Raw genomic sequence first — 25864 nt, 5'->3', positions numbered from 1 at the left:
GCCTGCAGGCAGCGCATGCGCAGGTTCGCTGCCTGTGCGCAAGCTGACACCAATGCGGAGCGGGGCGCCATCAACCCAGGCGTCCCGCTCCGTTGCCGTGGCGCACCCGTGCGCAGACGAGCAGTCCCAACCGAAATGGTCACCATGCTGGAAAAACCCGATCTCCGCACTGCCACCAGCCGGCGCATTGCCTGGACAGCAGCAGCCCTCGCAATCCTGGCCGCCCTTCTCACCACCGTTGTTCCGATCGAGGGATCGAACGCCAAAGTCCGGGCAGAAGAGGCGCTTCAGAACGTTGCGGCGGCCCAGTCCGCATCCAAGGATTCAGCGGGCGCTTATGCCTCCTATTGGCTGGCCGGCGGTGACCACAGCCTCTCTGCAGCCCATCCGGTCAAAGCGGAAGGGGTAGCGGACCTCAGGAGCATCAGTTGCGCCGACGGCTGGGTGGCGGCAGCCAGGGTTGACGGCGAAATCTACGTACGCTCAAACCTCGAGGAAGACGCTGTGCCGGCCGGAGCCGGGGAAATCCGCCGGCCGGGCTGCGTCACCGATGAAGCCCTCCGGCAGATGCTCTCCGACGTTGGCCTGCAGGAACAGCCAACCAGGCCAGGGCCAATCACTGACCGGCCGCAAAACTCATCGAAGTACCGCCCGGACTACCACATCACGCCCGAACGCAACTGGATGAATGACCCGCAACGGCCCTTTTTCCTCAATGGGCTCTGGCATTACTACTACCTGTACAACTCCGACTATCCGGACGGCAACGGAACCGAGTGGTACCACCTCACCAGTGAAGACCTGTTGACCTGGAAGGACGAAGGGGTGGCCATTGAGAAGTACAAAAACGGGCTGGGGGACATTGAAACCGGCAGCGCGGTGGTGGACTACGAAAACACTGCCGGTTTTGGGCACGGCGCGGTCATCTCAGTCCTGACGCAGCAGGACCAGGGTGTCCAGCGCCAGTCCCTGTTCTATTCAACCGACGGCGGATTCACCTTCACCCCGTACGGGGGCAATCCCGTGATGGACAACCCCGGCGCAGAGCACTGGCGGGACCCGAAAATCGTCTGGGACGGGGAACGCAGGCAGTGGCTCATGGTCCTTGCCGAGGGTCACAAGATCGGCATGTATACCTCCTCCAACCTGAAGGATTGGCGCTACGTTTCAGGTTTCGAACGGACCGGCCTGGGGACACTGGAGTGCCCCGACCTGTTCCAGCTGGACCTGGACGGCGATCCCGGCAAGAGAACCTGGGTCCTCGCGGCAAGCGCCAACGGAACAGAAGAGGGAAGAACCACTGGTGTCGCCTATTGGACCGGAAACTGGGACGGAACCCGCTTCACGCCCCGGGACGGGGACCATCAGTGGCTGGACGCCGGGTCCGACTTCTACGCAGCCGTGACCTGGGACGACCCCCGGCTCACCGAGGGCCAGAAAAAGCAGTCCCGGCAGGCAATCGGGTGGATGAACAACTGGGACTACGCCCGGAAACTCCCCACCGGGGACTGGCACGGCGGAATGGACACCCTCATTCGGGACATCCGCCTCAAAACCGTCCAGGACCGCCCAACCCTTGTCTCCACTCCTGCAAAATCGTTGAGCCGGCTTGGGGGCCAGACCCTGGATCTCAAAGGGTCCACACCCGACGGCACGAGGGCCCTTCCGTCCTCCCAGGGAGGGGCGTACCGGCTGGACGTGACGCTTGAACGGCCCGGACCCCACGACGGGCCTGAGGCGCGGATTCGCATGGAAAGCGAAGGCTCTCCATTCGCCACCATCGGTTACAACTTCCAGGACGGAACCGTGTTCCTGGACCGGCAACAGCCCACGGATACCGACCTGGGCCCGATCTTCACCCAGCGGCGGACTGCAGCAGCCCCAGCGAAGGGCGGCGTGGTGAAGCTTACTGTCTTCGTTGACCACTCTTCCGTCGAAGTATTCCCCGACGAGGGCGGGCAAACACTGACGTCGCTCGTCCTCCCCCGCTCGGAGCAGCACGCCATCACAATGGCCATGGACAAGGGGCCGCTCCCCCTCAAAACCCTGGACTACACGCCGCTGTCCCCGGCCCGCTGATATCCCGCTGCACAAGCGCTCCTGACGCTACCAAGGCCTGCCGCAACAAGTTAGGGTTCCAGCATGGACATCATCCTGGTACCCGGTTTCTGGTTGGATGCCTCCTCGTGGCAGGAGGTGGTCCCGGCGCTCGAGGCCGCGGGACACCGGCCGCATCCGCTCACGTTGCCCGGCCTTGAATCCGTTGACGCGGACCGGGCGGGCATCAGCCTGCAGGACCACATCGACTTTGTGGTTGCCGCCATTGACGCGCTCGAGGGCAAAGTGGTCCTGGTGGGCCACTCCGGGGGCGGCGCCGTCATCCACGGCGCGCTGGACGCGCGCCCGGAGCGGGTGGAACGCGCCATCTACGTGGACAGCGGCCCGTTGGGTGAAGGGGACGTGATCAACAACGAATTGAAGGCCGACGGCGACGACATTCCGCTGCCGCCGTGGGAAGGCTTCGACAATGCCGACCTCGTTGACCTGGACGACGGGCTGCGGCAAGCATTCCGCGCACGTGCCATCCCGCAACCCAAGGGAGTGGCCTACAGCAAGCAGCACCTGCACGATACCCGCCGCTATGACGTCCCGGCCACGGTAATTGCGTGCCAATTCCCCTCCTCGCTGCTCCGCGAATGGATCGACGCCGGCCACCCCTTTGTTGCCGAGCTGGCGCGGGTCCGCGATGTGGAGTTCGTGGACCTTCCCACCGGGCACTGGCCCCAGTTCACCAAGCCGGCGGAACTGGCACGGGCGATCCTCGCGGCAGTTGACCGGAAGGGCCAGCCCGCCGAGTAAGGGCTGCACCTCCGCGTACCAACCACCCAGAAGGTTTTTCCCAACCCCTTGCGCGGAAGCATCGCCGTCTCCATAATAAATGAATGCCATTCATTTACTCGCCTTCCGGGGCTGCCGCTCCTGCACCGACGCCGGACGCAGCTCCCGCCCGCATGCCCGCCGAATGGGAAACCCACCAGCGCACCTGGATGGCCTTTCCGCCGCCCAACGAAACTTTCGGCCCAGCCGGGAGCCCTACCCTGGACCGCGCGCGTGCGGCCTGGTCACGCGTTGCGCGCACCATCAGCCGCTATGAACCGGTGACCGTGCTGGCGGATCCCCGTGACGCGACGACCGCCAGGGAGTGGCTCGGCGAGGGGATTACTGTCCTTGGCGTTCCGCTCGATGACGCCTGGCTGCGCGACAGCGGGCCCACCTTCACGCGCCGTCCGGACGGTACCGTGGCCGCCGTCGACTGGGTGTTCAATGGCTGGGGCGCCCAGCAGTGGGCTCAATGGGGCGAGGACCAGAACGTGGGCCGCATTCTCGCGGCGCACGCAGGGGTGCCGGTCCATCCGAGTTCCCTGGTCAACGAGGGCGGCGGCTTCCACGTGGACGGCGAGGGGACAGTCCTGCTCACCGAAACGGTGCAGCTGGATCCGCAGCGAAATCCGGGCGCCACCAAGGCATCGGTGGAAGCCGCGATCCACGCCGCACTGGGAACCACCAAGGCCATCTGGCTGCCCCGCGGGCTCACCCGCGACTACGGTGAATTCGGCACCCGCGGGCACGTGGACATCGTGGCTGCCTTCGCCGGCCCGGGCACTGTCCTGCTGCACCGCCAGGACAATCCGGACCACCCTGACTATGAGGTCTGCCAGGACCTCCATGCCGTCCTGGCAGGGCAGGCCGACGCCCAGGGCCGGCCGCTGCGCATCATCGACGTGCCCGCCCCTGCCGCCCTTGAAGACGACGAGGGGTTCGTGGACTGGTCCTACATCAACCATTACGTGGCCAACAACGTAGTAGTCCTCTGCAGCTTCGGTGACCCGAACGACGCCGTTGCCGCCGCAATCCTCGAACGCGCCTATCCGGGCCGCACCGTAGAACTGGTGGACGCGCGGGACATCTTCGCCTTTGGCGGCGGCATCCATTGCATCACCCAGCAGCAGCCGGTGCCGGCCGGGCGACAGGACGCCGCAGCGTGAGCCCGTTCAACGTGGTGGAAGCAGGTATCAGGCAGCTCCGCGAAGCACTGGAAGCGGGGCGGGTCTCCAGCGAGGAACTGGTCCGCGAGTACCTGCAGCGGATCGAGGCATACGACAGGTCCGGCATCCGCCTGAACTCGGTGGTGGTCCTGAACCCCGGGGCCGTGGCGGAGGCAAGGGCCTCCGACGAACGGCGCGCGAGGAACTCCACCCTCGGCCCCCTGGACGGCATTCCCTACACCGCCAAGGACAGTTACCAGGTGGCGGGACTGACGGTGGCTGCCGGCTCCCCGGCCTTCAAGGACCTCGTGGCCCGGCGTGATGCCTTCACCATCGAGCGGCTGCGGTCCGGCGGGGCGGTCCTGATCGGCCTCACCAACATGCCGCCCATGGCCAACGGCGGGATGCAGCGCGGGGTGTACGGCCGGGCGGAAAGCCCCTATAACGCGGACTACCTGACCGCGGCGTTTGCCTCCGGATCCTCGAACGGCTCCGGAACCGCCACGGCTGCCAGCTTCGCCGCCTTCGGCCTCGCAGAGGAAACCTGGTCCTCGGGGCGGGCGCCGGCGTCGAACAACGCTCTCTGCGCCTACACCCCCTCACGCGGCGTGATCTCGGTCCGCGGCAACTGGCCGCTGGTTCCCACCATGGACGTGGTGGTCCCGCATGCCCGCACCATGGATGACCTCCTGGAAGTGCTGGACGTGGTGGTGGCTGACGATACCGAAACCCGCGGCGATTTCTGGCGGATGCAGCCCTGGGTTGAGGTGCCGAAAGCGTCCGCGGTGCGCCCAGCCTCCTACCTGGATCTGGCCATCCCGGGCCCTGCGGCTGCGGCAAACGTCCTGGCCGGCAAGCGCCTGGGCGTGCCGCGGATGTACATCAACGCCGATGCGAAGGCCGGGACGGCTCCCGCCCCGGGGATTGGCGGGCCCACCGGGCAGCGCATCCAGACCAGGGCTTCCATCATGGATCTGTGGGATGCCGCCCGCCGCGCGCTGGAGGCAGCCGGGGCGGAAGTCGTGGAGGTGGATTTCCCGGTGGTATCCAACTATGAAGGGGACCGGCCAGGCGCATCCACCATTGCCACGAGGGGCCTGGTGTCCCCCGAATACCTCCGGAGGGAAATCGTGGACCTCTCGGCCTGGGCCTGGCACGACTTCCTGGATGCCAACGGGGACCCAAACCTCTCCCGGCTGTCCGACGTCGACGGCGCCAGCATCTTCCCCGCGCCGGACGGTTCGCTGCCGGACCGGTACCACGGGTTTGGGGACGACATCAGCGACTACCCGGGGTGGATACGGGACAACGGAGTGCCAGTGCTGTCCGGGATACCCCACCTGGCCGAGGGGCTGCGCGGCCTGGAGGAGACACGCCGGGTTGACCTGGAGGAGTGGATGGACTGCCTGGACCTTGATGCGGTGGTGTTCCCGGCCGCCGCTGATGTTGGCCCTGCCGACGCCGACCGCAACGAGCACTCGGCAGAGCTGGCCTGGCGCAATGGCGTCTGGGTGTCCAACGGCAACCTGGTCCCCCGGCATCTGGGCATTCCCACGGTGACGGTCCCGATGGGTCTGGCTGCGGACATCGCCATGCCGGTGGGGCTGACCTTTGCCGGCAGGGCCTACAGCGACACGGGACTGTTGCACCTTGCGGCCGCTTTCGAAGCCACCGGCAGCAGGCGGGTTCCGCCGCCCCGCACCAGTTCCAAACCCGGCGGGAAGGGAACGGACGTGCCTTGACAGCCCGATTGTTAGCGCTGACAGTGGAGAAAGCCAATTTCACCTCCGACCGGAAAGCCGACTTAATGAAGAACTGGGCAGGAAACCTCGAGTACGCCTCAGCGGAGGTCCGGCAGCCGTCGTCAGTGGAAGAACTTGCCGGCATCGTGGCCGGGGCCCGCCGGGTCAAAGCCTTGGGATCCCGCCACTCGTTCAACCGGGTGGGCGACACCGACGGCGTCCACGTGCTCCTGGACGGCCTGCCCCGGACGATCGACCTGGATCCGGAGCGCCGGACCGTCCGCGTCAGTGCAGGGGTCAGCTACGGAACGCTGTGCCGCTCGCTCGAACAGTCCGGCGTAGCCATCCACAACCTGGCATCCCTTCCGCACATCTCCGTGGCTGGTGCAGTCCAGACGGGAACGCATGGATCCGGCGTGGACAACCAGTCCTTGGCCGGCGCCGTCGAATCCATCCACCTGGTCCGGCCCTCCGGTGAACAGGTGACGCTTTCCCGCGCGGACGGCGATGAATTCCTGGCCAGCGTGGTGGGTCTCGGCGCCCTGGGCATCATCACCGGACTGGAACTCAGCGTCCGGCCGAGCTTCCGGATGCGCCAGCGCGTTTTGGAGAACCTGCCGTGGCACCAGGCACTGGGCAGCTTCCGCGAGATCGTCTCCAGCGCCTACAGCGTCAGTCTTTTCACGGACTATGCCGGGGATTCCATCAGCCAGGTGTGGCTCAAGGCACTGGATTCGGAGCGGCCGCTGGGTGAGCTGTTCGGTGCCTCGGCCGCCCGCACCGCCAGGCACCCGCTGCCGGACATGTCCGCCGAAAACTGCACGCTCCAGATGGACCAGCCGGGCCGGTGGCTGGACCGCCTGCCCCATTTCCGCCATGAGTTCACACCCAGCAACGGCGAGGAGCTCCAAAGCGAGTTCATCCTGCCCCTGGAGCACGCCCCGGCCGCCATCGAGGAGGTGCGGGGCCTTGCGGACAAGCTCGCGCCACTGCTGTTTGTTTCCGAGATCCGCACCGGTGCCGCCGATGAATTTTGGCTTAGCCCCTTCTACCGGCAGCAGAGCGTGGCCCTCCACTTCACGTGGAAGCCGCTGCAGCCTGAGGTGGAGGCGGTCCTTCCGGAACTCGAGGATGCCCTGCGGCCCTTCGGGGCCCGCCCGCACTGGGGCAAGCTGTTCTCCCCGGCCGGCCATGATTGGGAGGCGCTCTACCCGCGTTTCGCCGACTTCCGTTCCCTGGCATCGGCCCACGATCCTGACGGGAAGTTCCGGAACGGGTTGCTGGACAGCATCCTCGGCGTTCCGGCGGCCAGCGCGCGCTGATCATCAGGCGCGCTTCGGCAGGGGGTCCTGCCGGGGAGCCCTGTTCCCCGGACGCGTTTGCACGGGGCCGATAGGCTGGGTTGATGAAACACCGCCTTGCCGCCCTGTCCGCCGTTCCCCTGTTCCTGCTCCTCGCCGGCTGTGGTGCCGCTGAGGAGGCTGCCGGCAATGCTGCCAGCGACGCCGCTTCGAAGGTGGCTGCCGCAGGCGCCGCGGAAGTGAAACGGCAGATCTGCGCCGTAGTGCAGGACGGCCTGGTCAGCGTGGAAGACAAGCAGGTGCTGGCCGGCCTGGTCTCCGCCGCCCGCACGGCCGGAGTCCCCGCAGAGATTACGACGCCGTTGGGCCAGATCGCCGCGGCTGGAGACGAAGTGCCGGGCGAATCCGTCCAGGCACTCAAGGACGCCTGCTCGGCTTAGCTATACACCTATCTGCCCAGCCGGCCAGACACCAGCACCCGGCGTCGGTCGGCTGCCGCGGCTCAAAGGCGGGGCTGGTCCACGCCGCGGAGGCCGGTGCCGCGGCCGCCCTTGGGCCGCCTTACCGGGCGGTGTTCAGGCGCGGCAAACGGGACTACGTCATGCTCCCGCTCCGCAGGCAAGGCGCTCACAAACTTAGCCAATTCCTCACTGAGGACCTTCCAGTCAATGCTGGGATCATCCGGATACGCGCTGATTTCGGCCCTGCGGGCAGCCTCAAGGGCCGCTACGCCTGATTCTGTTAATTCGACCTTGAACTGCCTGCGGTCGGTGGACTGGCGGGTCCTGGTGATATGCCCGGCTCCTTCCAGCCGGATCAGTACGCGTCCCAAAGTCTGGCTCTGGACGCGAATGGACTCTGCGAGCCGCTCCTGGTTAAGGGGCCCGGCCGCGAGGCCTTCCAGCGCTATGACGGCGGCCCGCGTCAGGCCCAAGTGGGCCAGGGCATCGTCCTGCCGCCTTTGCACCAGCCGGGCTGCCACCGAAATGAGGCGGTAGCTGCTCCGGGCATCTGGATCAAGATTGCTGGTCATCGGGCCGTGGCCTTCCTGTGGGTGGCGAAATGCAGGGTGTGATCACCTCTTTTGCGTCGCTACAGTCTCTACAATAAGCATGCTTAGCATCATATTCGCAAGTAGGCTTACTATCGGTGAGCCAAAGTCCGCGCCCGGCGGCCGCTTATTGGGCCGCCCCCTTGCGTTCCAAAAGGGAAGTGTGCTTAGTATCTAATTAGTAACCATGCTTACTACTAGCCAGCACTGCTGGTTCTTGATCGCCAGCTGACCCTTCATGAAAGAGAGCCCGATGACAGAGAACCAATGGCCCCAGACATCCACCCCTGCTACCACCGATCCTTTCGGTGCACCGGACTCAGGCGCTGACGAACGCTATGGCACGTCCCCCGCTGCCGGTTCCGCCGGGGGCTCCAAGAGCCAGGCGGCAAAGGAAGAAGCTTCGCAGGTTGCCGGCCAGGCCACCTCCGCAGCCCAGGGGGTTGCCCAGGCCGCCAAGGAGGAAGCCGCACATGTGGCCTCTGAGGCGAAGTCCAATGCGCAGGATCTTTTGCACCAGGCAAAGTCGGGCCTGACAAGCCAGGCCGGGACCCAGCAGCAGAAGGCTGCGGAGGGCATCCGCACCATCTCAAGCCAGCTGCAGAGCATGGCCGACGCACCCGACCAGCAGGGCGTCGCCAGTGACCTGATCCGGCAGGCAGCCAGCTCCACCGAAACGGTCGCCTCATGGCTTGAGAACAAGCAGCCGGGAGACCTGCTCGGCGAAGTCCAGAGGTTTGCCCGGAACCGTCCCGGCACGTTCCTGCTGATCGCGGCCGGCGCCGGCGTCCTGGCCGGACGGCTCACGCGTGGCCTCACCGCGGGGGCACCGGAGGCACAGGGTGCAGTCCAGGGCGTGTCCTCGCAGCGGTCGGTGCAGCCCCAGCCGGTTGCGCCCCTTCATCCGGAGACCGTCTATGCCGCTGGCACTGACGACCTCTTCGACGAGCCGGTAGTCGGCACGAGGGCACCTGTGTCCACCTCAACCCTCCCCGGGGGAACTGCAGACGACACCCCCCTGCGGTACGAGGATGACCCCTACCGCGATGAAGATGGCAGCTACCACGCCGCGGACGGCACTTATCGGTCAACGGAAGGACGCCAGCTGTGAGTAGTTCTATTCCGGATCCTGCGCCGAGTGCGGCGCATCAGAAGGCTGACAACGCTTCGCTGGGCGAGCTGCTCGGGGACGTGACCCGCGACCTGTCCACCCTGATGCGCCAGGAACTCGAACTCGCCAAGGCAGAAGCCAAGCAGTCAGCCACGAAAGCAGGCAAGGGCGCCGGGATGCTCGGCGGGGCAGGCATGGCAGGGCACTTCGTGCTCGTCTTCCTGTCCCTGGCCCTGATGTTCGCCCTGGGCGCCCTGATGCCCCTGGGCTGGGCCGCCCTGATCGTCGCCGTGATCTGGGGCATCATCGCAGCCGTCCTGGCCTCGATCGGGCGCAAGGAACTCAAACAGATCAAGGGCCTGCCCCAGACAGGCGAGACCCTGTCCGAAATTCCCCCAACCCTAAAACCAGGTGAGGTAAACCGATGAGCGATAACCCGGACGCAATCCGTTCAGACATAGAAGCCACCCGCGCACGCCTGGGCACCAACGTTGACGCCGTGGCCGACAAAGTCACCCCGTCCAACATCGTCCACCGCCAAACCGACAAAGTAAAAGACGCGGTCACCGGCGTGAAGGAGAAAATCATGGGAGCAGCAGACAACACCACCACCCGGGTCCAGGACCGGATGCACTCCGGCGCCGGGCACACCACCGACGCCCTGCACTCCACCGGAGACACCCTGCACGGAGCCAAGGACAACGTGGCCTCCACGCTTTCCGACGCCGGCACCGCGATCTCCCACACCCCGGACCAGATCAAAGCCAAAACCCAGGGCAACCCCCTGGCCGCCGGCCTGATCGCGTTCGGCGCCGGAATGCTCATCTCCTCCCTGATCCCGGCCAGCCAGACGGAACGCGAGGCAGCCCAGCAGCTCAAGACCGCCGCCGAGCCCCTGGCCACCCAGGTCACCGACGCCGCCAAGGACATGGCCCAGGACCTCAAGGAACCCGCCCAGGAAGCCATGGAAAACGTCAAAGCCACCGCCACCGACGCCGCCCAAAACGTCAAAGCCGAAGGCCAACACGCCGCCACCGACGTCAAAGACCGCGCCACCGACGCCGCAGACCACGTCAAAAACACCTAGATTCCACAACACCTAGGAACCCTTAGGTCAACGAAGGCCGGCTCCGCCTCGGAGCTGGCCTTCGCGGCGTTAAGAACTGATCCCTTCCGGCTAGCGCTTGCCCTTCTTCCGGGAGCCCTTGCCGCGTCCCTTGTCCGGGTTCGGGGCGTACCGCTGGGCAACCTTGGGCGCTTTTTTGGCTCCGGTGCCGCGCCGGTCCGGCTTGGGATCCTTCTTCACCTTGGCCGGCTGCGCCGAGGGCTGGCGGGAGCTCTGCGCCGTCCTGCCGCGCACGATCCCAATGAACTCCTCGATCACTTCGTCCGTGGAATCCGCGGGCCACACCAAAGCGATCTCCGTGCCCGGGGCGCCCGTCAGGCGCCGTGCCACGGTGTCCTTAACGTTGAAATGCCGGGCGACGGACATCGGCAGGATCACCAGGCCGGCACCTGAGGCCACCACCTGCAGGGCAGCCTCGGGCCCTCCCATTTCCGCGACGTCCAGGAAGGTTTCTTCGCCAAGGTCCGCCAGGGCCACCTCTTCAAAGACCGAAATTTCGTGGCCCTTGGGCGCTACCACCACAGGCTGTTCCTCGTAGAGCGGAATGACGTTCAGGCCCTCGCGCTCCACCGGAAGCCGGGCAAAGCTGAGCTCGGCGGAACCGTTGCGCAGCACCTCAACCTGCGCGCCGTCGTCGGCCATAAAGGACTCCAGCGGGACATCAAGCACGCGCTCTTCCCAGCGGCGGATCCACTTACCGGGCGTCACGCCGGCCACGTAGGCGAACCGGAGCACGCGGGGTGCCTCCTGCTCCGGGGATTCGTCGGGGGCAGGGCTTTGGGGGATGTTCTCGGAGGGCACGTCTTCACAGTACCGTCCGCCCGGATACCCTTGAAGCATGACCTCTGCAAACTCCCAGTCCATGAAGCCGGCCACCGTTGCCAAGAAACTTGGCATCTATCTGCCCGCAACACCGCAGGAGTTCCAGGATTCAACCATCACGCGCGCCGAGTTCGCCGAGCTCCAGGCCAACCCGCCGGAGTGGCTCGCCGAGTTGCGCCGCAACGGCCCGCACCCGCGCCCGGTGGTGGCGCAGAAGTTGAACGTTTCCATCAGCGGGCTGGCGCGTGGCGGCGTTGAGGAAGCGCTGACGACGGCGGAAATCACCGCGCTGCTCCAGGCTCCGCCGCAGTGGCTGGTTACCGAGCGCGCCACGCACGCCGCCGTCCGGGCCGAGGCCCAGCGTGTCAAGGAAGAGGCGGCCAAGAAGGAAGCCAAGAAGGCGCGCGCGTAGCCGCTTAGCCCTCGAAACCTAGGCTTGTTCGCGGATCCTGACCTTGAAGGTCCGGATCCGCGGACAAGCCTCTGTTATGTCAGGGCAGGTCTGTGTCGCGGCTCCTCAGCCAGGTCGTTTCAGTCCTGGTGCAGCTGGACGAAGTTCCCGCAGCCGTCGTCGAACACGGCGCTGATCCCGGAAGGATCTTCCGTGGGGCCGCTCTTGAAGCTGACCCCGGCTGCCAGCAGGCGCTCGTACTCAGCCTTCACATCCGGGACGCCGAACACTATGGCGGGGAGCCCGGCGTCGTGCACCGCGTTCATGTACGTGGAGCCGATGGGGTTGTCGCTGGGCTCCAGCAGCAGCCCGACAGATCCGTTGTCCGCGCCGGGGTCCTTGATGATGTACAGGTTGTACTCCGGCATGGCCATCAGCGTCTCAAAGCCCAGGGTTCCTGTGTAGAAATCGTGGGCGGCGGCCGGGTCCTTGACGTGGATGCTGCACATTTTGAGTCTCATGGTCCCAAGGTACGGTGCCTTGTCCCCGGGCAGAAGGGCATGCACCGAACCCGGAGTCCCGGCCATTGACCGGGCGGCCGGAAAACGTTGCAATGGAAGGACCACCCGGGCTGTTTGTCCGGGCCTTCAATGCCGGAGGTGCAAGGTGTCAGACATGGCCGAAGCCGCAGTGCAGGGCCTGCTGCAGGGGGCAGGTGCGGTGGTTTTGTGCGGCATGGTGCTGGTGGCCAGCGTTGCGGCCACGGTCTTTGTCATCCGGCGCCGCTCCCTCCTCGCACGGGAGGACACGGCAGAACGGCAGGACCAGCTCTTCTGGGATCTGTTCCTGGGCTCATCCGTGGCTGTTCCCGCCTTGCTGATCCCGGCGTTCATATCCCCGTGGGCGGGACTGTTCCTTGGCGGCGCGGGGGTGGCGGCCGGAGTGGCTGCGTACGTGGGCAGCCCGCGGTACCTGGCGTGGCGCAGCGGCCGCCGGGAATCCCTGCAGCAGGTAGCGGCGCACCGGGAAGCGCAGGCGCGCCACGACGAACTGATCGCGCGATGGCGCCGATATGAGCTGGATCCGGCCTGCATGATCGATTACCCGGCTTTGACGGACGTCCGGACACCGGAAACTTCCGCCCTCATCAAGGCCATGCGGCAGGCTGAGGCGCTGCGTGCGGTCCCCCACCAGGGGTATCCCGACGCCGTCACCAGCCTCGGTGCAACGCTCGCCGCTGCCGAGAGGGCAGCAGGCATTCCGGCCGAGCAGGCGTAGGCCCGGACGTTACCCGTTGTGTCGCTGCCATGGAACGCAGTAAGCAGCGGCGATAGCATCCGAAGATGGATCCTCAGGAATTACCAACCCGTGACCAGTTCGGCCGGCTGCTGGAAGACCGCGGGGTCTGGCGGCAGGCCACGACGCTCGCGGCCGCCGGCGAGCTGACCGCCCGGTGGCTGGAAGGGGCAAGCCAGTACCAGCCGGGCACGTTTGCGCCCGGCTTCGACGACGAAACCCGGCCGCTTGCCGCTGCCCTCGCCGAGCTGAACCGAAACGGGATGTTCACCAAGGAGTCCCAGCCCGGCATCAGAACCGAATCGGCTGCGCAGCGGCAGTACGTGACAGGGTTCTGCTCCGCCGCCGCGGCCACTGCCCTGCTGGCCCTGTCCACGCGCACGGAACTGGTGACGGTGGCCCATGCTCCCGGTGAGGCCAGCAGCGCAGCGATACCGGTGACCCTGGCCGGGACAGAAGTGACCACGGTCCTCGGGTCAAGCGAAAATCCGGTGAAGGAGGAGCAGGTCCAGGACTGGGCGGACGAAACCAACGATGCCCTGGCCCTGCTGCTGTCCGACTCCTGGTACGTGGAGGTCTTCGATCCCGCCTGGGGACGGAACGATCTCCTGCTGCCGGAGGTCCTCGCAGCGTTGCAAAGGGTGGAGCTGGACTAAAGCTCCACCGTGCCGCTCTCGCCGACGCTCATCCGGCTGTTGGTGACCTTGGACTTCACCCACTGGAACACCGTGGCGGCCGTTCCGCCGGGGCTCGTCCAGTATTCGGCGGAGTCGGAATCGACCCGGAGCAGGCACACCTCGGGGGTGTCCGGTCCGTCGGGGGACGCTCCCCACCGCCAGCCTATTGATAGGCATGCCTATATTTCAGCCGGCCTGCTCCGGGATGCCACGGGCTATTCCTTCACCGCTCCGGCGCTGCTGTTCATGATCCGCTTCTGGAAGATGAAAAACACAATCGCCACAGGCACGGTCATCAACAGGGCGGCAGCCAGTTTGAGCGGATACTGGGTTCCCTGGCTCAGCTGCCCGGATGCGAGCTGTGCCACGCCTTTGGTCAGGGTGGTCAGCTCCGGGCTTTGGGTGGAAACGATGAAGTGGTTCAGCTCGTTCCAGGAACCCTGGAAGCTCAGGATCACGATGGTCATCAGGGCGGGCATGGACATGGGCAGCACAATCGACCAAAACGTCCGGAAGACTCCCGCGCCGTCGATCCGGGCCTGTTCCTCGATGGACGCCGGAACGGACTCAAAGAAGTTCTTCATGATGAACACCCCCGCGGCGTCCGCCAGGAGGGGCAGGACCATGCCTGAATAGGAGTCATACATGCCCAACTGGTTGAGCACCAGGAACTTGGGGATCAGCAGGACCACCCCCGGCACCGCCATGACGCCCACCAGGATGGCGAACACGGTGGCGCGCCCCCGGAACTGCAGCCGGGCAAGGGCATAGCCGGCCAGGGAGTCGAAGAACACCCGGCCGGCGGTGACCAGGACGGTGACGATCAGCGAGTTCACGGTCCACGACGGGAAGTCGGAATTGGCGAACAGTGCGGTGTATGCGGCCCCGGACCAGGTGGAGGGCAGCAGGCCAAGCGGGTTTGCCGCAGCCTCCGGCTCGGTCTTGAAGCTGGTGGCCAGCTGTACCAGGAACGGAAAGGAGTAGGCCAAGGCCAGGGCCGTGAGCAGCCCGTAGGCCAGCCAGCCTCCAGTGAAGCGGCGGCGGGCACCAGCGGCCGGTACCGGCGTCGTGTGTAAGTCCGGCCTGGGCCGGGTCTGGATGGTCATCGTGCACTGTCCTTATCCCGCAGCAGCCAGCGCTGGACCATCGCGAAGACAACGATGATGCCAAAGAGAATGAAGCTGATGGCCGCGCCCTGGCCCCACTGTTGGTTGTTGAAGGCGGAGTTGAAGCTGAGGTACGCGGGGGTGAGTGTCGTTTTGGACGGGCCGCCCTGGGTTCCCACATAGATCTGGTCGAAAACCTGCCAGCATCCAATCAGGCCCAGAGTAAGGACCGTGAACAGCGTGGGCTTGAGCATGGGCAGGGTGACGAACCAGAACCGCTGCCAGCCGGACGCTCCGTCCACCAGTGCCGCTTCCTGGACTTCAGATCCAAGCCCCTGCAGCGCCGCAATGAACAGCAGCATGAAGGTTCCGGACGTGGTGAAAACCGCCATGAGGATGAAGGCCGACATCGCGACGGACGGCCCGGACAGCCACTCCCACCAGCCGACGCCCAGGAACTGGCCGCCGGTGGCGGCGGGCCCCGCAATACCGACGGCGGAGAGCAGCAGGTGCAGCACCCCGCGTGGATCCTGGAACCAGTTGGGCCCCTGGACGCCCACGAAGCTGAGCACCTTGTTGACCACGCCCGTTGCACTGAAGAGGAACAGCCACAGCACCGTGATGGCCACCGAACTGGTAACGGAAGGGAAGTAGAAGGCCGTCCGGAACAGTCCGCGGCCCCGCAGCACCTCCCTGTTGACCAGCACGGCCAGGAACAGGCTCATGGCCGTCTGCAGGGGTACCACCAGCAGGACGTAATAGGCGTTGTTCCGCAGTGCCGTTCCGAAATCCTTTTCCGCCAGCCCGCCGCCGGCAACGATTGCCTGGTAGTTCTCGGTTCCCACGAACCCCACCCCCGGGCCGAAGGGGCTGCCCCGCCCGGTCCAGTCCGAGACGCTGACCCAGGCGGCCATCACCACGGGAACCAGGAGGAACAGTCCAAGGATCAGCACGACGGGCGCCACAAAGATCCAGCCGGCCAGCGCCTGCCTGCCGTGGATTCCTGCTGCTCGCGCTGCCACCGCTACTTTGCCCCCTCAAGGACCGGTTCCAGTGAATCCTGGGTGGAATCGAGGATGGCCTTGGGCTCCTTGTCTTTCAGCTGCTCCAGCTGGGCGTTGAAATCCGCCAGGACGTCAGCCGCGCCCTGCTGCAAGGGGGTCGTCTGGGCGTAATCTGCACCTGCCATGAAGGGTGCCAGGGCCGGGAAGGCTGCGGTCCACTCCTCACGGGCGGACTTGATGGACGGCATCACGCCGAAGGCCGCTGAGAAGGCCAGCTGGCTTTCCTTGCTGGTCAGCTGCTCCACCAGCTTCCGGGCGGCGTCCTTGTTCTTGCTGTCCGCCGCGATGCCCCAGCAGTTGGTGAAGGTCAGGGTCCCCTTGCCGCCCGGCCCCTCCGGCAGTTCGGCCACCTGGTAGTTGATGGCAGGGTAGTCCTTGTCCAGGGCACCCTGGATCCAGTTGCCCTCGATCACCATGGCGGCCTGGCCCTTGCCGAAGGCCTCGCCGCCCCAGCCTGCGCCAAGCTCGGAGCTGAACTTGGCCACGCCGTCGTTCATCATCTTCTTGACGAAGCCCAACGCCTCAACATTCTCTCCGCTGTTGGCACTGGCCTTGCCATCCTTCGCCAGGCCGCCTCCGGCCTGCGCGAAGAAGGCTCCCACGCGCTGGTACTCGGGGCCGAATGCCAGGCCCACGGTGCCGTCCCGGGTCAGCTTGGCGGCTGCGGCCTCGAGCTGCTCCCAGGTCCGGGGAACATCGGCTTCGGTTAGCCCTGCCTGGCTCCACAGGTCCCGGTTGATGACCAGCCCCAGCGTGGAGAAGTCCTTGGGTGCGCAGTAGAGCTTCCCGTCATAGGTGAAGGCTTCGGTCAGGGCTGGATAGAAGTCATCCTTATTGGCCAGCGCATCTCCATACGGCTCGAGTGAGCCGTTGCCCGCGTAGTTGGCCAGCTGGTCGGCCGAGACATAGAAGACATCGGCTGGCTTGCCGGAGGCGAAGCCCTGGCTCAGCTGTTGCGGCAGGTCCGAGGCGACGTTGACGGTGGCTTCCGTTCCGGCGCCGGCGGACCAGTCAGCCACAGCCGTTTTCACTGCGGTGGATTCCGCTTCCCCCGAGGACGCGATGAGAACGTTCAGCGGGCCGCCGGCGCCAGGGGTTTCCGAGCCGCCCGCGCCACCGCCGCTGAAACCGGAGCCGCAGCCAACCAGGGCGAGGGTGGCGAGGGCAGTGACGGCGCCGGCCAGCACGCGGGATGCTTTCTGTTTTTGGGCAGGGTGTAGTGCAGTCATCATTGTCTGATCCTTAGTTGGGGTTTGTTGTGGCTGTAAAAGCTAGTGGCTGAACGGCTGGAGGTCCCGAAGCTCAAGCCTGGGACGCAGCAGCACGTGCTGCGGTTCCGCCGTCGGGCTGTTCAAATGGCCGAGCAGGAGCCGCATGACCTCGCCGGCCGCGGATTCCACGGGCTGTGACACGCTGGAAAGGCCGACGGCGGCCGCCACCGGGGTGTTGTCGAAGCCGACGACGGCTGAGGCCAGGCCGGGCTGGTCGGACTGCCGCAGGTACGCGCTGGCGCCGAGGGCGAGGCTGTCACTGGCGCAGACGAAGGCGGTGGCTCCCTTGGCCAGCAGGTAGGCCGCGCCCGAGGAGCCGCTGGCAGCGGTGTCTTCGCCGGAGTAGTTGAGCGGTGCAGGGTCTTCCGTCCCGAAATGTTCCGCCATCGCCTCCTGCCACCCGGCCCGCCGGTCCCCGCCGACACCGGAACCGTCCGGCCAGCCGATGTAGCCGACCTTCCGGTGCCCTGCCGCGATGAGGTGTTCGGTGGCTTCGCGTGTCCCGATACGGCCGTCGACGTCCACCCACGAATGGCTGGCTTCGCGCACGTCGCTCCCCGCGTTCCAGGGCCGGCCGAAGGCTACGAACGGAATCCCGCGTTGAACGAGCCAGGCGGCCCGCTGATCGTCATGGTGGGTTGCCGTGAGGATGAAGCCGTCAAGGTCAGCCTCCGTGACCAGCTCCTCGTACCGGCTGATTTCCTCCTCGTCCGAGTCCGCGCAGTAGAGCGTCACGCGGTATCCGTGGCCGTGTGCAGCCTCCGTAAGCCCGTACAGGAAATCCGTGAGTACCGTCCCGCTGATTCCGTTGCCGGCCGGCTGCAGCCGCATGCCGATGTTCCGTGACACATGGTTGCGCAACTGCCGGGCGGCCGCGTTGGGCCGATAGCCGCTTTCTTCGATTGCCCTGGCCACCCGGATGCGAGTCTCTTCCTTGACCCGGTGTGGCGCGTTCAAAACATTGGAGATCGTTTGCCGGGATACTCCGAGCTGCTCGGCGAGGTCCACAATAGTCACCCGTGACGCCATCGCCCGTCTCCTTTGGTTCGATCCCCGGCTTGCTCGCCCTTATGGGGAAGCCCTGCCGGGGATGTTGCAATCCCTGCTGATGTCATAAACAATATGAACGTTCAAATCCCCTGTCAATCCTTTGAGCGCGCCTGCCGGTAAAAAGTTTTGAACGATCAAATAATCAGGCCGCTCCTCATGCCCCAGGAGTTTCCACGTGACCCATCAGCCTTTTATGCATGACTTGTCCGGAGTCTTTGCCGCACCCGTGCAGGCCTGGTCCGAACCGGACGGCCAGATCAGGGGTGCCGAAGCCCAGGGCATCTACTGCTCTGACGAGCGGGTTGTTTCCGTCGCGGTGCTTTCCGTGGACGGCGTGGAACCCCGGTGGGTTTCAACCCAGACGCACGGGGCGGACAGCGTGAGCTACCTGAGCTTCATCCGAACGGACCCCGCCGTTGCGGACCCGCTCGTGTCCCTGCGCCGGACGCGTGCGGCGGATGGATCCGGGGTCAGCGAATCGTTTGAGATCGTCTCCGCCCAGGACAGCCCGGCCACGTTTGCCGTGGAACTCCGTATGACCGCTGACAACACTCCCCTGGAACGGATCAAGCAGGGGCAGTCCTCGGCACACCCGCCACAGGTCCGTCCGGAAGGATGGCAGTGGCGGGATGATCACACCAACCTGCAGCTCTCTTTCACCGGATCGCCAACTCTCAGCGCCGGCGGAGCCGTCGTGACCGCAACCTGGCTGGTGACGGTGCCCGCCGGCGGCAGCACAGGGTTTTCCTGGCGCCTGACTGCGCGTGATTCCGCTGCCCCCATGATGGCGCCACGCACTCAGGGACTGGCAATTCCTGTGCAGTCCGCGGCGGGGGCGGACGCGCCCCGGGAACACGGCACAGCGGACATCGCCCGGTTGCTGCACCATGCCCTCAGCGACATCAACGGCCTGCGGATGGCTGACCGGAACTCCCCGGATGACACTTTCCTGGCTGCGGGCGCGCCCTGGTTCTTCACGATGTTCGGCCGTGACTCCCTGATTGCGGCCCGGATGCTGCTCCCCATCGACACGACCCTTGCGGCCGGCACCCTTCGGGCATTGGCCAAGCGCCAGGGTGTCCAGGAGGATACGGCCACCGCGGAGCAGCCGGGCAAAATCCTCCATGAGGTCCGGCGCGTCACCAACACCGTCACTTTGGACGGGAAAGTTTCCCTCCCGCCGGTCTATTACGGGACGATCGATGCCACCCCGCTGTGGATCATGCTGCTGCACGAGGCGTGGCAGGCAGGCATGCCGGACGACGAGGTGCGTGACCTGATGCCGCACCTGGCGCGCGCGCTTGGCTGGCTCCGGGACCACGCCGACCCGGACGGCGACGGCTTCCTGGAATACCTGGATACATCGGGCCACGGACTGGCCAACCAGGGCTGGAAGGACAGTGGCGACTCCATCCGCTGGCACAACGGCAGCCTGGCGGAGGGCTCCATCGCACTGTGTGAAGTGCAGGGGTACGCATACGCGGCTGCCCTCGCCGGCGCCGACCTGCTGGAGGCCTTCGGGGAAGGGGAGGCCATTGCCGAGGCGGCGGAATGGCGCGCATATGCGGCGGAAATGAGCGAGCGCTTTCGGGCCACGTTCTGGTGCGAAGACGAAACCGGGCGGTATCCGGCGATCGCCCTGGATGCCGCGAAGAACCCCGTGGATGGCGTGGCAAGCAACATGGGGCACCTCCTCGGCACCGGAATCCTGAATGCCGAGGAAACGGAAACCGTAGTCCGGCGGCTGATGGACCCCGCCATGTACTCCGGCTACGGCATCCGGACCATCTCCACCACCAACGCCGCCTACTGGCCCACCAGGTACCATGCGGGATCGGTATGGACGCACGACAGCGCCATGATCCTGGGCGGCCTGCTCTCCGACGGGTACGTGAACGAAGCACGGCGGCTCGCCGGCGGTCTACTCAGGGCGGCACAGGGGTTCAACTGGCGCCTTCCGGAGTTGTTTGCCGGCCACGGCGCCGCGGACACGTGGCCCCCGGTTCCGTACCCTGCCTCCTGCCGTCCCCAGGCCTGGGCTGCGGCTTCAGCCGTCCCGGTGGCCCAGGCGCTGGGATACCTGGATTCGAAGGCATCCGGCAGCACCCTCCCAGGCATACCGCTGGAACCAGCCACTGCGTGAGGGGCGCCCGGACTCAGGCGGGAACGGCCAAGCGGGCTGCCTTGCAGATGCTGGCAGCAGTCCGCTGGCCCATCCGGATGGCACCATCGACGTGCTGGTACCCTTCGGCGGCAAGGTCGGAGGAGGACCAGTAGATAGGCCCGACTGGGGCATGCTGGTCCTTGCCGTAGCGGTGGAGTCCGCCGAGGTCGTAGCTGGACGCGTAGGCGCCGCGGGTCCATTCCTCAGAGCCCCAGTCGGACTCGTAGTAGACCTCGGGCTCGAGCGCTTCGGCGCCGAGGAAGCCGGCGATGGACTCCAGAATGGCGCGCTTGCGTTCGTCGGCACCCAACTCGAAGACGGCGTCGGCCTTTTCATCGGAGACGAAGCCCACCAGGGTGCCCCTGGTATCGCCGAAGTTGGTGTTGTCGTAGACCTCCTGCACCAGGGAGCCGGCGCCGAAGCAGGTGCCGGACAGACCGGAGCTGCGCCAGAACGGGCGACTGTAGACGGCGTGCACCTTGATCACCAGGCCCAGCGACTGGTGCTGGTGCATCTGGTGCTGGCGGCGTGGCAGCGGCGGGTTGAACGAGACGCGGGAGTAGAGGTTGGGCGGCACAGCCATGATCACGAACCGGGCCTTGACGGTGGCACGGTCCGATTCGACGGTGACGCGGTGGCCGCCGTCGGGGTCCGGCTCCCAGTTGATGGTACGCACCGGGGAATTAAGGACGACGTCGTCCCCCAGGTCCCGCGCGAGCAGCAGGGAGACCTGCTGCATGCCGCCCACAACACGCCGGTCCAGGATGAAGTCCTCGTCGGTGAGATGGGTGAAGGACCCCGCCGAGGCGGCCATCAGCACGGCCTGCAGGGCGGAGAACGCGTGCGCGGGCTTGGTGAGCATGCCGCCGGCAATGAAGAGGCCGATGTTGTTGCAGGCCTCTTCATTGCCGGAGTGCCGGCGGAGCCAATGGTGGAAGGAGACGGTGTCCAGTTCCCGAGCCCTGGGGTGGGCCCAGGGCTCGGCCGGGCCGATCTCGGCGGCGAGGCTGTCCAGCAGGTTGATGAGTTTGTTCATCTCGGCTTCGGTATCCGGGCCTACGGGGAAGGTGTCGCCTGCGTAGCGGACGGGGATGCCGTCCTTGCCGATATACATCGAATCGCCCTCGCGGTAGCGGGGATAGGTCTGGAGGCCGAGTTCCTGGAGGAGGTCGAGGAGCACGGTCTGGTCCGGCGAGACCCACTGGCCGCCGATTTCCAGCATGGCGCCGTCCACGGTGTCGGTCCAGGTGCGGCCGCCCACGCGGTCGCGTGCCTCCAGTACGGCGACGCTCAGGCCGGCCTTCTTCAGTTCACGGGCTGCGGTGAGTCCCGAGGGTCCGGCTCCGACGACCACGACGTCGCGGTTCAGGTTCAGCATGGTGTCCTCTCTTGGGTTCCTTTGCCGGGAACCAATAAATGAATGACGTTCATTTATGAGAACTATAGCTGTTTGGCGCCGGGACCGGAAGTGCCGGATGGAATAATGCTGGAGACCACCAACGAAAGGCCAGTGATGCCGGCAGGACCAGCTGTACAGGGACGCTCCGCGAAGAATCCCGGAACCCCCGCTGGAGCTGCGGGGGCCAAGAGGCGCGCGGGACGACCGTCCGCCGCACTGCTGGACAAGGCGGGGATCACGGCGGCTGCGCTGGAGCTCATCAACCGCAAGGGCTATGACGGGCTCACGATGGCGGGCCTGGCCAAGGAACTGGACGTGGCGCCGTCGGCCCTTTACAACCACGTCACCTCGAAACGGGACGTCCTGCTCCTGGTGGAGGACCACTTGACCTCACTGGTGGATGTGTCCGATTTTGGCTCGGCTCCTTGGGAAGAGGCGGTACGGAGCTGGGCGTGGAGCTACCGGAACGTCTTCGCCCGGCATACGCCGCTCATTCCGGTCATTGCCGTGCTTCCGGTGACGGACGCGCCGCAGACGCTGGCGATGTACGAGACCGTGAGCAAGGGATTCCTCGACGCCGGCTTTCCACAGGATCGGGTGGTGTCCTCGATCGTGGCGCTGGAGTCCTTTATCTTCGGCTCTGCGTACGACGTGACAGCGCCGGCGGACATCTTCGATTCGGGCACGATGGCTGGCTCGACGCCTCATTTCACCGCCGCCGTGCGGAGTGCCGCGAATGGCGGCGGGTCCCCGGCCGATGCGGCCTTCAGCCTGGGGCTGGAGGCGCTGATTTCCGGGCTGGGGGCCCTGCGGGGGTAGGAGCTGCGGTGAGGCTGAGCAGTCAGCCATGTGGAAAGTATCCGGCCGCAACCACTCGATCTTGAGCTCCCGTCCGATCTTTTCCCCGTCCGCCAGTGGCCGCACCACTCTCTCGAACAGATGGAGACCAACGGCCCAGTTGTCCCACAGTGCGTCGCTCACGAGGACGCCCATTGTCGATCTCAGCGCCCGGACGGCGGCGGCAATCAAGATCGCTGTAACAACCTCGCCCTAAGGCAGGTTCCCGGCCTTACAAGACTCAGCCGTCCTTGGATATCCGAGCTTCTTGGCGCTCCCACAGATGGAATGTTTCGAATGATTCGCCGGCAGCCTTAGGGCCGTTTAACCGGATGCCCTCCTCGCCAGGGATGATGGTCAGTCCTTGGCCGTTCGGACCGCGATAGTTACGGCCTGATTCGGCCACGATCATGCGCGTAGGTGCCTGCCTCCGGCCTCGCCCCCAGATCAGGGAAGTAGTGTGTATAACCAGGTGCTCGCTGCTCACGTCGTACTGCGCAAAACGGCCTACGTGGTGAACTTTTAATCGACTTCTATGGCGAACTCTCCGCCTCAAACGAGGCGTCGGCCACCTCTCTTCGGGATGGCTCCAAATGGGGTTCTCGAACCACGTTCCCGGCGCATGAGGACCGATAATGGAGATTCCGTCAACGGCGCGGGAGTCGGCCTACGAGTAATTCTCCACCTGCATTGGAGGCTGCATTTCTTCGAGGACCCGCGCGTGGCCGGCAACCGCGGCACGAAGGCCACCGAGGGTTGGGCCATTTTTGCATGAGGCACACAGCGAGGGCCTCTGGCCGTCGAAGCATAAAGCAATATGTCGGGTGAGTTGCGGCCCTGGCTGATCCGCCCGGAGGCTACTTACGGTTGTAACGCGGCTAGGTGATCCGGGAAACTATTGGCCGCCGGTCACAGCCCCGGCCAACGTCGATAACCTGGACCACGTACCCCTGGCCGGGGTTTGGTTTCCTGCTGCTTTGACTTGAAATAGCGACCCTCGGTTCCGTCTGACATCAGAAGGGCGCTTTGAAGGGAATGACCGTTCTGTTTTTGAAACCCATGGCGCGTCAATGACCGCTACGCTGGCACCCCAGGTGATATACCAAAGCATGAGTCGAGTTGTTGATTGAAGAAGGTGCACCGAGAGAGCTAGTGTTTCGGCAAGTGGCAGGTACAACTAGATGGATGGGGACAAAGTGACACCTAGAATTTTGGAAACGCCAATGCTTCTTGACGGCACGATGTTTGTCGATGATGAAGACCCATCAGAAGTTGAGTTCTTCGACAGTCTCACCAAGGGATCCGGTCCACGGCTTGCCTTTTGCAGTATTGAGGACGCTGGCGATGCCTTCACCTCCCCGACGGTGATCACGTCTACAGATGTGATCGTGGGGCATGTGGCCATCCAGAGTTACTTCAAGCGTTGAAGGACGCGGAAAATCCTGCGCCGCTAGTTCTAGTTTGCTCAGCGACAGGAACGGGTCTAAGTGAAACAGCAGCCACGCTGAGTGGCCACCCCGAATTGGCTGTGTGTGACCTTGAGGAGCATCTCAAGGGTCTCTATCGTTCTGAAACCCGAAGAAGCGATGCTTCGATGCTAGACGTCTGCTCAAACAACAGTAGGCAGACCGTCTTGGATTACTGGGATCGGGCTTTCGGCTCCGCTTCCCACGAACTTGAATCATCTGCCGCCCCTGCAACAGTCTTGGCCGGTCACCTGACACTTTTTTCCGGGCGACGGCTCGAGATTTACACCCCGCCATTCGAAGCACGCCTCAGAAGACTGGTGGAGCGACCAGCAGTGGGGAAGGACTCGACTGATTCCGATGGCACCCGGCGGCTGCAGCTTAGGCGAGTCATAGTTCTGATTGATGACATCTATGACATGTACGCACGTCTGCAGAAGGCGGATGGCCTCTATCAGCGCGACAGGGCTATCGAGGACTACACGCCGCACGCTTGGAAGTTAGCTACAGGTGGACTATTGCCGGTCGGCTTCACTGCCGAGCAAACGAGATCGGTGATTCTCGACATGGATGTCAAGAATCTACTCCGATTGATAGCTTGGCGACGCTCAGAAATGGTGGCGGCGGAGGGGATTGCCAAGGCATTTGACGTTCCCCTGACAGTCTTGTCCGTTAAGCATGAAGTGGACAGTCTCGTAGCGCTGTGCCGATGGCCGGACATCAAGTCGGCCTACATCTCGCACAAGATCACAGAACCCCGCGGGGAAAACCTCAAATCGGACGGTCATAACGAATACGACCGCTGGGGACAATTTGCATTTGACGTAAACCGCCTATCCGGAGGTTTACGCCGCACCTTCGACGCTCGCGTCGCCGCAACCCAGCGCGATTCTGTTGGCGTTGTCGCGATCCAACCAACGGCAATCGATGAACTTAGATTCAGACGCAGCTCCGATGGTGACAACCTAGAACGCTATTCAGCTCAACTCGCCGATCGATGGCCCGTCCCAAAACGTGCTCTGTATTCTCGCCCGAACGAGGACGCTCCACATTTCACTGACGCCCTCAGCAATGGAACCGAGCTCACGTCTCGGGACCGGGGCGTGATAGGACTTTTGCAGGCAACTATCTACGATGAAATCGCATTCAGAGACCACCTCCTGGTGAGCTGCAACCAGGCCCTTCTAGTTTTTCGACCTACCGCGCTTGGCCCCCGCATTTCAGGGGGAGTCCGGCAGGAGATCAGTCATTGGACGCAGGGTTCTCCTCGCCCGGCGGCCGTCATCCACACCGTACCGGAGCTAATGCTCTTTGTTGACGAGATGCTGGACTCGCGCCGTCTATCAGAACGATTCCGCAGGAACTTCAGACAACATCTTGATATCCAACTCAGCGGAGATGAGTTGCCTGAAGATGTTAAAGAGTGGATATGGGAGAACTGCGTACTCGCGTCGGCGATACCATCTAGCATTCCTGGAGCGTCAACGACCGACCACCTTAGTCGTGAAGTGTTGTCCCGAATAGATGCACACTTCGAAGCAGCGTGCCAAAGCGCTATCGTGTCTTCTCTTTCAAACCAATTTGGTGTTGTTGATAAGGGCAGCGGCATGGTCGCGCACTTTCTCGCCCGCGATCCGGGTGAGGCACTCTCCCACGAGTTCCTAATGGGGGTATCACAATTCCTAGAATCTGAAGGAGAAAAACTCGACGAGGCCGTCGGAACGGCAAACGCAAAGCTGCTTGCCACGACTCAGAGCCACTTTGATCTCCACTGCTCGGCGGATCTAGCGCGATTGCTCATCGGCACATCCTGACCCTGGCGTCGTGCCTTGGCTCACTAATACCCGTGCATGCCAGTGGATTTGGCGAGAGACCGATTCCAGCCACGGCTGACCTGTCCGGATGGCCGGTCAGCGGCTGCCATTTTCCTGACTGGATGCGGCA

At 64.8% G+C, this 25864-nt stretch carries 24 protein-coding genes and 1 pseudogene; 16 read left to right on the top strand and 9 right to left on the bottom strand.

Features of this window, described 5'->3' with window-relative positions:
* Positions 1-108: 108 nt before the first annotated feature.
* The 6 genes from C3B78_RS00400 to C3B78_RS00375 all read left to right on the top strand — a co-directional run bounded on the left by C3B78_RS00400 (position 109) and on the right by C3B78_RS00375 (position 7529).
* Entirely contained in the window at positions 109-2079 is a 1971-nt protein-coding gene (locus tag C3B78_RS00400; RefSeq protein ID WP_234005476.1) for a glycoside hydrolase family 32 protein, read from the top strand.
* Between the two features lie 63 nt (positions 2080-2142).
* Complete coding sequence (locus C3B78_RS00395) at positions 2143-2859, top strand: alpha/beta fold hydrolase (protein ID WP_104996313.1); 717 nt, start codon at positions 2143-2145, stop codon at positions 2857-2859.
* A gap of 83 nt (positions 2860-2942) precedes the next feature.
* On the top strand, positions 2943-4046 hold the full coding sequence (locus C3B78_RS00390; protein WP_104996312.1) for an agmatine deiminase family protein: 1104 nt from the start codon (positions 2943-2945) through the stop codon (positions 4044-4046).
* Positions 4043-5788, top strand: coding sequence for an amidase (locus C3B78_RS00385; RefSeq protein WP_104996311.1), 1746 nt, complete (start codon positions 4043-4045; stop codon positions 5786-5788). Before C3B78_RS00390 ends, C3B78_RS00385 begins: the two co-directional genes overlap by 4 nt.
* Positions 5789-5853: 65 nt before the next feature.
* The gene (locus C3B78_RS00380) at positions 5854-7110 is read left to right on the top strand and encodes a D-arabinono-1,4-lactone oxidase (RefSeq protein ID WP_104996310.1); all 1257 of its coding nucleotides are present in this window, start codon (positions 5854-5856) and stop codon (positions 7108-7110) included.
* An 83-nt stretch (positions 7111-7193) separates the two neighbouring features.
* Positions 7194-7529, top strand: a complete 336-nt coding sequence (locus tag C3B78_RS00375) for a hypothetical protein (protein WP_104996309.1) — start codon at positions 7194-7196, stop codon at positions 7527-7529.
* Positions 7530-7591: 62 nt separating this feature from the next.
* Here C3B78_RS00375 and C3B78_RS00370 read toward each other — a convergent pair whose 3' ends face one another.
* On the bottom strand, positions 7592-8122 hold the full coding sequence (locus C3B78_RS00370) for a MarR family winged helix-turn-helix transcriptional regulator (RefSeq protein ID WP_104996308.1): 531 nt from the start codon (positions 8120-8122) through the stop codon (positions 7592-7594).
* A 271-nt stretch (positions 8123-8393) separates the two neighbouring features.
* Here C3B78_RS00370 and C3B78_RS00365 point away from each other — a divergent pair, with 271 nt between their 5' ends.
* The 3 genes from C3B78_RS00365 to C3B78_RS00355 are packed head-to-tail and all read left to right on the top strand — an operon-like array spanning position 8394 to position 10338.
* Entirely contained in the window at positions 8394-9251 is an 858-nt protein-coding gene (locus C3B78_RS00365) for a hypothetical protein (RefSeq protein ID WP_104996307.1), read from the top strand.
* Positions 9248-9679 (top strand): phage holin family protein, encoded by a 432-nt coding sequence (locus tag C3B78_RS00360; protein ID WP_104996306.1) that lies wholly within the window; start codon positions 9248-9250, stop codon positions 9677-9679. Before C3B78_RS00365 ends, C3B78_RS00360 begins: the two co-directional genes overlap by 4 nt.
* Positions 9676-10338, top strand: a complete 663-nt coding sequence (locus C3B78_RS00355; RefSeq protein WP_104996305.1) for a DUF3618 domain-containing protein — start codon at positions 9676-9678, stop codon at positions 10336-10338. The genes C3B78_RS00360 and C3B78_RS00355 overlap by 4 nt, the downstream gene beginning before the upstream one ends.
* A 90-nt stretch (positions 10339-10428) precedes the next feature.
* Here C3B78_RS00355 and C3B78_RS00350 read toward each other — a convergent pair whose 3' ends face one another.
* Complete coding sequence (locus C3B78_RS00350; RefSeq protein WP_234005475.1) at positions 10429-11253, bottom strand: LysR family transcriptional regulator substrate-binding protein; 825 nt, start codon at positions 11251-11253, stop codon at positions 10429-10431.
* On the opposite strand from C3B78_RS00350, the gene C3B78_RS00345 reads away from it, so the two are divergent.
* Positions 11216-11611 (top strand): DUF5997 family protein, encoded by a 396-nt coding sequence (locus tag C3B78_RS00345; RefSeq protein WP_104996304.1) that lies wholly within the window; start codon positions 11216-11218, stop codon positions 11609-11611. The genes C3B78_RS00350 and C3B78_RS00345 overlap by 38 nt on opposite strands.
* Before the next feature lie 119 nt (positions 11612-11730).
* On the opposite strand, the gene C3B78_RS00340 is transcribed toward C3B78_RS00345, so the two are convergent.
* Positions 11731-12111: a VOC family protein gene (locus tag C3B78_RS00340; RefSeq protein ID WP_104999549.1), complete on the bottom strand. Its 381-nt coding sequence runs from the start codon at positions 12109-12111 to the stop codon at positions 11731-11733.
* A 154-nt stretch (positions 12112-12265) separates the two neighbouring features.
* Between C3B78_RS00340 and C3B78_RS00335 the strand changes: the two genes are divergently transcribed.
* Together C3B78_RS00335 and C3B78_RS00330 are read left to right on the top strand one after the other, a co-directional pair.
* Positions 12266-12868 (top strand): hypothetical protein, encoded by a 603-nt coding sequence (locus tag C3B78_RS00335; RefSeq protein WP_104999548.1) that lies wholly within the window; start codon positions 12266-12268, stop codon positions 12866-12868.
* A gap of 65 nt (positions 12869-12933) precedes the next feature.
* The gene (locus C3B78_RS00330; protein ID WP_104996303.1) at positions 12934-13542 is read left to right on the top strand and encodes a DUF6919 domain-containing protein; all 609 of its coding nucleotides are present in this window, start codon (positions 12934-12936) and stop codon (positions 13540-13542) included.
* Here the strand turns inward: C3B78_RS00330 and C3B78_RS00325 are convergent.
* From C3B78_RS00325 to C3B78_RS00305, 5 genes and pseudogenes are all read right to left on the bottom strand, one after another.
* Positions 13539-13706: pseudogene (locus tag C3B78_RS00325) on the bottom strand (pyridoxamine 5'-phosphate oxidase family protein); the annotation flags it as partial. The gene C3B78_RS00330 and the pseudogene C3B78_RS00325 overlap by 4 nt on opposite strands.
* A 72-nt stretch (positions 13707-13778) precedes the next feature.
* The gene (locus C3B78_RS00320) at positions 13779-14669 is read right to left on the bottom strand and encodes a carbohydrate ABC transporter permease (protein WP_104996302.1); all 891 of its coding nucleotides are present in this window, start codon (positions 14667-14669) and stop codon (positions 13779-13781) included.
* Positions 14666-15691 carry a carbohydrate ABC transporter permease gene (locus tag C3B78_RS00315; protein ID WP_104996301.1) on the bottom strand — a complete coding sequence of 342 codons (1026 nt, stop codon included), beginning with the start codon at positions 15689-15691 and terminating at the stop codon, positions 14666-14668. Before C3B78_RS00315 ends, C3B78_RS00320 begins: the two co-directional genes overlap by 4 nt.
* Before the next feature lie 2 nt (positions 15692-15693).
* Positions 15694-16965 carry a sugar ABC transporter substrate-binding protein gene (locus tag C3B78_RS00310; RefSeq protein ID WP_104996300.1) on the bottom strand — a complete coding sequence of 424 codons (1272 nt, stop codon included), beginning with the start codon at positions 16963-16965 and terminating at the stop codon, positions 15694-15696.
* A 39-nt stretch (positions 16966-17004) separates the two neighbouring features.
* Positions 17005-18033: a LacI family DNA-binding transcriptional regulator gene (locus C3B78_RS00305; RefSeq protein WP_104996299.1), complete on the bottom strand. Its 1029-nt coding sequence runs from the start codon at positions 18031-18033 to the stop codon at positions 17005-17007.
* A 196-nt stretch (positions 18034-18229) separates the two neighbouring features.
* Between C3B78_RS00305 and C3B78_RS00300 the strand changes: the two genes are divergently transcribed.
* Positions 18230-20197 carry a glycogen debranching N-terminal domain-containing protein gene (locus C3B78_RS00300; protein ID WP_104996298.1) on the top strand — a complete coding sequence of 656 codons (1968 nt, stop codon included), beginning with the start codon at positions 18230-18232 and terminating at the stop codon, positions 20195-20197.
* A 13-nt stretch (positions 20198-20210) separates the two neighbouring features.
* Here the strand turns inward: C3B78_RS00300 and C3B78_RS00295 are convergent, their stop codons facing one another.
* Positions 20211-21596 (bottom strand): flavin monoamine oxidase family protein, encoded by a 1386-nt coding sequence (locus tag C3B78_RS00295; protein WP_104996297.1) that lies wholly within the window; start codon positions 21594-21596, stop codon positions 20211-20213.
* 135 nt (positions 21597-21731) lie between these two features.
* On the opposite strand from C3B78_RS00295, the gene C3B78_RS00290 reads away from it, so the two are divergent.
* The 3 genes from C3B78_RS00290 to C3B78_RS00280 all read left to right on the top strand — a co-directional run bounded on the left by C3B78_RS00290 (position 21732) and on the right by C3B78_RS00280 (position 25734).
* On the top strand, positions 21732-22436 hold the full coding sequence (locus C3B78_RS00290; protein WP_442778280.1) for a TetR/AcrR family transcriptional regulator: 705 nt from the start codon (positions 21732-21734) through the stop codon (positions 22434-22436).
* Positions 22437-23677: 1241 nt separating this feature from the next.
* The gene (locus C3B78_RS00285) at positions 23678-23881 is read left to right on the top strand and encodes a hypothetical protein (protein ID WP_104996295.1); all 204 of its coding nucleotides are present in this window, start codon (positions 23678-23680) and stop codon (positions 23879-23881) included.
* A gap of 458 nt (positions 23882-24339) precedes the next feature.
* Positions 24340-25734: a hypothetical protein gene (locus C3B78_RS00280; RefSeq protein ID WP_158677163.1), complete on the top strand. Its 1395-nt coding sequence runs from the start codon at positions 24340-24342 to the stop codon at positions 25732-25734.
* Positions 25735-25864: the final 130 nt, after the last annotated feature.

Origin of the sequence: Arthrobacter sp. PGP41 (assembly GCF_002953935.1) — a bacterium.
Classification (GTDB): Bacteria; Actinomycetota; Actinomycetes; order Actinomycetales; family Micrococcaceae; genus Arthrobacter.
The sequence above is the reverse complement of the archived record's forward strand: the minus strand, read 5'-3'. Positions and strand labels throughout refer to the sequence as shown.

What these genes read in the sequence shown, in the direction of transcription:
- C3B78_RS00395 (WP_104996313.1), top strand. Translation starts at nt 2,143, where the DNA reads ATGGACATCATCCTGGTACCCGGTTTCTGGTTGGATGCCTCCTCGTGG.
- C3B78_RS00390 (WP_104996312.1), top strand. Translation starts at nt 2,943, where the DNA reads ATGCCATTCATTTACTCGCCTTCCGGGGCTGCCGCTCCTGCACCGACG.
- C3B78_RS00380 (WP_104996310.1), top strand. Translation starts at nt 5,854, where the DNA reads ATGAAGAACTGGGCAGGAAACCTCGAGTACGCCTCAGCGGAGGTCCGG.
- C3B78_RS00375 (WP_104996309.1), top strand. Translation starts at nt 7,194, where the DNA reads ATGAAACACCGCCTTGCCGCCCTGTCCGCCGTTCCCCTGTTCCTGCTC.
- C3B78_RS00370 (WP_104996308.1), bottom strand. Translation starts at nt 8,122, where the DNA reads ATGACCAGCAATCTTGATCCAGATGCCCGGAGCAGCTACCGCCTCATT.
- C3B78_RS00365 (WP_104996307.1), top strand. Translation starts at nt 8,394, where the DNA reads ATGACAGAGAACCAATGGCCCCAGACATCCACCCCTGCTACCACCGAT.
- C3B78_RS00355 (WP_104996305.1), top strand. Translation starts at nt 9,676, where the DNA reads ATGAGCGATAACCCGGACGCAATCCGTTCAGACATAGAAGCCACCCGC.
- C3B78_RS00345 (WP_104996304.1), top strand. Translation starts at nt 11,216, where the DNA reads ATGACCTCTGCAAACTCCCAGTCCATGAAGCCGGCCACCGTTGCCAAG.
- C3B78_RS00340 (WP_104999549.1), bottom strand. Translation starts at nt 12,111, where the DNA reads ATGAGACTCAAAATGTGCAGCATCCACGTCAAGGACCCGGCCGCCGCC.
- C3B78_RS00335 (WP_104999548.1), top strand. Translation starts at nt 12,266, where the DNA reads ATGGCCGAAGCCGCAGTGCAGGGCCTGCTGCAGGGGGCAGGTGCGGTG.
- C3B78_RS00330 (WP_104996303.1), top strand. Translation starts at nt 12,934, where the DNA reads ATGGATCCTCAGGAATTACCAACCCGTGACCAGTTCGGCCGGCTGCTG.
- C3B78_RS00320 (WP_104996302.1), bottom strand. Translation starts at nt 14,669, where the DNA reads ATGACCATCCAGACCCGGCCCAGGCCGGACTTACACACGACGCCGGTA.
- C3B78_RS00310 (WP_104996300.1), bottom strand. Translation starts at nt 16,965, where the DNA reads ATGATGACTGCACTACACCCTGCCCAAAAACAGAAAGCATCCCGCGTG.
- C3B78_RS00305 (WP_104996299.1), bottom strand. Translation starts at nt 18,033, where the DNA reads ATGGCGTCACGGGTGACTATTGTGGACCTCGCCGAGCAGCTCGGAGTA.
- C3B78_RS00295 (WP_104996297.1), bottom strand. Translation starts at nt 21,596, where the DNA reads ATGCTGAACCTGAACCGCGACGTCGTGGTCGTCGGAGCCGGACCCTCG.
- C3B78_RS00290 (WP_442778280.1), top strand. Translation starts at nt 21,732, where the DNA reads ATGCCGGCAGGACCAGCTGTACAGGGACGCTCCGCGAAGAATCCCGGA.
- C3B78_RS00285 (WP_104996295.1), top strand. Translation starts at nt 23,678, where the DNA reads ATGCTTCTTGACGGCACGATGTTTGTCGATGATGAAGACCCATCAGAA.
- C3B78_RS00280 (WP_158677163.1), top strand. Translation starts at nt 24,340, where the DNA reads ATGTACGCACGTCTGCAGAAGGCGGATGGCCTCTATCAGCGCGACAGG.